This is a genomic window from Rubritalea profundi, assembly GCF_002954445.1.
GTDB classification, from domain to species: domain Bacteria; phylum Verrucomicrobiota; class Verrucomicrobiia; order Verrucomicrobiales; family Akkermansiaceae; genus Rubritalea; species Rubritalea profundi.
This window is the reverse complement of record NZ_MQWA01000001.1, coordinates 4,099,832-4,103,858: the sequence shown is the minus strand read 5'-3', so window position 1 is coordinate 4,103,858 and position 4,027 is coordinate 4,099,832. Positions and strand designations below refer to the sequence as shown.

The following is a 4,027-nucleotide window of genomic DNA, read 5'->3' as shown; positions in this document are numbered from 1 at the left end:
CTCCGTGTTCCGACCGATAGGATGAAGCCTGTTGCTGATTGTGTGATTTGAGAGCTAGGGGAGTGGTTATATTCTGGGTGATCCTGCCACAGCGCGCGTCAAGCCGCCCCCGCCACAAGGCTGTGTCAAGCCCCAGCAGTCCAAGGAGAGAGTGGCTGTTGACTCTTGCATGGTGAGCTTTGATGCAGCAGAAACCTATTTTAGAAATCCTGGTAATTCTGGATGAAAAAATTGTCGTGTAGTGTCTTCTTTCCTCATCTCATTTAGTCTGTCTCATAGATTGTTCGAGCGGCTCGATATGGAATATAGAATTTTTGGTTTTTAGTTGTTTTTGTTTTTTTGAATCGTTGCCATTGCGTTGCCACTTTTTGACTTCGGAATTAGATTTTCAACACAATTTGATGTGGATTGGCCGGTATCATTTTAAATTTCTTCGATACTTATGACACCTCCCCCCGGGGAATTGCGTTTCGAGCCAGTTCGTAACCAATCAACAAACTTGCAGATTACTTTTTTGGCCTACACTATTGGATGTCTCAGAAGTTGTGAGGGTAACGGTGTGCGCACTGCATCGATCGATAACAGCGTTGGCTGCGGTTTCTTACGGGTTGTGGTGGTGCCAGTCCACAATAGCGGGGCAGGCCCTTAAGGGGCTGCAGTCACTTGGATGCGGCCGAATTTGGCGGCCATGCCGTTGGGGAGGCTAGATGGATACGTTACTTTGACTACTTCGTAGTCTGCGTTTGTACCTGAATCGGCGACAAACACAGGAACAACAGCACTGCTGTAGAAGGTGGACAGGTCGCTGCTGAATTGGACGGTGTAATTCAGGCTGCCCGAGCTGCCATGATCATCCCGCCTGACAAAGTAGAATTCAAAACTGTTAGGTTCGACATCTTTAATGATGGGTTCGCCATTGGTTGTACCAATCGTTGTGCCATCGCTACTCAGTGGTCCTCCGTCAGCGAGTGTGGGGTCGGTGCCAAAAGCAAATTCCAGCAGGTTGTTGGTATTGTCGCCGTCGGGGTTTCCAGTTATGCTGGTGTCATTGAAAGGGTTGCTGAAGGAGCCGCTAATCCAAGAGGCATAGACGGCCGGTAGGGCAGGGTTGACGGTGATGGCGACCTCTTCAAAAACTGTGTCATAGCCATCGTCGGCGGTCAGGCGGAGAACGTATATTCCCGCTTCAGTAAAGGTCGCAGTGGTATCAACGGCGGATGCATCTCCGAAAGTTACATCCCCGGCCCCAGCGCCACCTACCCTTGTCCAGGTAGTAGTCGGGATTTGTTCGGCATCGGTAACGGTGCCCTCGAGGTTTGCGACAGCCTCTATGACGTTGATTGTTTGATTGGTCATGGCATAGAGGTGGAAGGTGTTCGCGCCAACCGGAGTGATGGTAATTTCCTGAGAGGTGGCAGTGGCGGCGGAAACGGCGTTCTGGTTAATGCGCAGGAAGCTGCCATCGCCGGGATCCGTCAGGATCTGCCAGGCCGTCCCGCCGGCGGGGTCATAGCCTATGCCGATTTCTCCGCCGACCGGGCCGCTGCCGCCCACGCCATTGGAGATACGGATCTCGATGGTGTGCCAGCCGGGTGCCAGGTTCAAGTTTGCTGTCTGGGTGCGAGTGTTCCAGGCATCATTGGAGAGCACCAGATTGCCATCAATCCAGATGCGCGCTTTATCATCAATGTGTTCGGTGAAGCTGATTTGGCCGTCAGCATCGAAGATGTTGCCGGTGTAGATTTCGGTAGTGTTGCCCGCAATCGAGTTTTCCGTCCTGCTGGAGACATCAACCAGGATTTCTGTTTCCGGGTTGGGGGTCGATTCATTGATGTCGCCTGAAGCCGTTCCGTAATAGAGGCCTGGTATGATGGTCACGGTTTGCAAATAGACGGTTTGATCCGGGGTGTTGATGATCACCGTGGGAGGGTCGTTGGACGAGGGCAACACGGTGATGGAGACCGTTGCTGTGCTGGAATCAACCAACCCATCATTGGCCTTGAAGGTGAAGCTGTCACTTCCTGAGTAATTCGAGTCAGGGATGTAAGTCAGGTTTGGCGCGGTGCCAGTAAGCGTTCCATTGCTTGGGCCACCCACGACCGAATAAGTCAAATTGTCGCCATTGGCATCAGTAGCGGTCAAGATGATCGATTCGTCTGTATTAAGGAATACCGATGCTGACTGGTCATTGGCAACCGGAGCCGCATTACTTGTGATCGTTACTGTAGCAAAGGAGCTGATCTTACCGTCATTCACCTTGAATACAAAGCTGTCTACACCTACAAATTCGGTGGTCGGTGTGTAGGTGAGATTCGGAGCGGTACCTGAAAGCGATCCGTTGCTGGGGTCCTCCACAACTTCATAGCTAAGCGTGTTACCATCTGCATCGGTGCCACTCAGTGTCATAGCTAAGGAGCTATTGACATTTGTGGTGACGGACTGGGCCGTCGCCACCGGTTTGGCATTGCCGTCGTCCATGTCGAAGCTGACCGTGGCGTATTCATTGTTGGGGCCGTAGCGCTCGAAGTGGACTTTGCCAGATCCTGTGTGACTGCCTCCGACAGCGAGATTTTGGACCTGGTAGGACTTTATCAGGCTGCCACTGGCGCGGGTGTAGATAAATACCTTGTCAATGTCGCTAGCTTTGGAGAGGTAGCCATACGGGGGAGCGTCCCGACGGTAGGCCGCGTAGTAGTCGGTGCCTGGGAAGGAGACCGCGATCGTGCCCGTGACCACGTTTGGGTCCGAGGACAGGGGGTAGAGGTCAATGGTTCTGTCCGCAGAGTTCGTGGAAAGGGCCAATTCCGCGTTGGGAAAGAGGTCCAGCCAATCCTTTTCCAGAAGCTTGGCGACATTGTAGGTTTGGGTTTTGTTGGAGCTCCTTGATGAGCCCATCACGCAGGTGCCATCACCGTATTCTGAGCCACCCTTGGAGGAATGGGCGAAACCAAAGTTATGGCCCAGCTCGTGTAGATAGCCATTCATACGGCTATTTCCGTAACTATTTCCGTATACAGACACCATCCCTTTAGTTGTATAGGATCCCCAAGGGTAATACGCATAGGCGGTAAAACCTTTATTGGTGATGCCATCTGGAGCAAAAATGAGGATTCGGTCATAGTCCAAACGAGTCAACCCTTGTCCACCCGTGCCAAAGAGAGCATTCAAGGTCAGGGTCTCAATCGAGCTAGTATTATGATCAGCAGAATTGACGGCGAGAGTGAGCTCAATGATGTGGTCATTGGAGGTTCCCCCATCACCATCATCGAAAGGTTTAAGTCCATATCGTCCCTTGGTAATAGCCTGCATCCCCTCATTGGAATTGTTTGTATTGTTAAAGAGTAGTTTCGTAGCATTGGTCACCGAGGTCATGCAACCGTGCGTATTGGTAGACACAAAAACGAGTAGGCAACTCAACTCGGTAAGCGTGTTAGCACCTTGCGCGGTCTCGGAACCGCCCGCTCCGTCCGTTGCAGATTCTGAAGTGCCTCCCTCTGCGCTCCCGGGATCCGTCACCCCGGCTGCTTCAGGTTCTGCAATGACTTCAATCTCATCCACCTGCATTTCAACTCGATTTATAGCGCGTGATCTGGGGGCGCCGCTCGCTGTTGCCTTAGGATTTGCATTGACAGGGATACCCCGAACTCGAACCCGCTGTCGGGGGCCGATGTTCTTTAAAAACTCGTCGGCACCTTTTAGCCGGACCCTTGTATTCTTTTTCTCGTCGACGACAAAAAACTCGATCTCATGATGGTGTGGTTCCGGGTTAAAACAATTCGCCGACTTCATCGCTACCTGCCCGGTAATTTCGACCGGTTGGCCCGCTGCAGCAAGTGCAGGGAAAGCCAGCATAGCAACTAGAGGTATAATAACTGAAATAAGAAAAAGCTGAAAAAATAATCGATCAGGTGATGTATTCATTTTCATAAGGTAATTAATTAGTTGTTAGGAGTATTATCCTTTGTTCTTTGCGAGCTTACCGGATCGATCCATCGTGGATAAATCGGACATGAGTATGTGGTACATC

At 51.4% G+C, this 4,027-nt stretch carries 1 protein-coding gene; it reads right to left on the bottom strand.

Annotation, left to right across the window (positions count from 1 at the left end):
- Positions 1 to 645: 645 nt before the first annotated feature.
- Positions 646 to 3,921 (bottom strand): Ig-like domain-containing protein, encoded by a 3,276-nt coding sequence (locus BSZ32_RS17900; protein ID WP_165788931.1) that lies wholly within the window; start codon positions 3,919 to 3,921, stop codon positions 646 to 648.
- Between the last annotated feature and the right edge of the window lie 106 nt (positions 3,922 to 4,027).